A 488-nucleotide genomic window follows, 5' to 3' on the forward strand; every position below is an offset into this window, starting at 1 on the left:
GGGCCGGGCGGTCCGCGCGGAGGCGGTGGCGATCCGCTCGGGCGTCGCGCTGAGCGCCGGCCGGCCGCTCGCCTCCATCCCGTTCGCGCCGCCCATCCTGGCGCTGCCGCAGCACCGCACGGAGGCGCTGCTGCGCGCGCGCCTCGGCGAGCTCGCGCCGGGCGCGCTGCGCGCGGGCACGGAGTTCGTCGGGCTCGAGGCGCGGGCCGACCGCGTCGCGCTCGATGCCGTCCACGGGGCGGGGTCGCTCGCGGTCGACGCGGGCGTGCTCGTCGGCGCCGACGGCATCCGGAGCACGGTCCGGTCGCTCGCGGGCATCCCGCTCCGGCAGCTCCGCGGCACGGCCGCCTACGCGATGGCCGACGCCCCCGACACGACCGGCGCCGAGGGCGTCGCGCAGCTGCACCTCGAGCCCGCGGGGATCGTCGAGTCGTTCCCGCTGCCGGGCGGTCGGCGCCGCTGGGTCGCCCGGCTCCCCTCGCCCGAGC

The 488-nt window shown here is 80.9% G+C and carries 1 protein-coding gene; it reads left to right on the forward strand.

Features of this window, described 5'->3' with window-relative positions:
- On the forward strand, positions 1–488 hold a 488-nt coding region (locus NWP09_RS13250), incomplete at both ends, for an FAD-dependent monooxygenase (RefSeq protein WP_258275941.1).

This window comes from Agrococcus sp. HG114, assembly GCF_024723325.1.
Classification (GTDB): Bacteria; Actinomycetota; Actinomycetes; order Actinomycetales; family Microbacteriaceae; genus Agrococcus.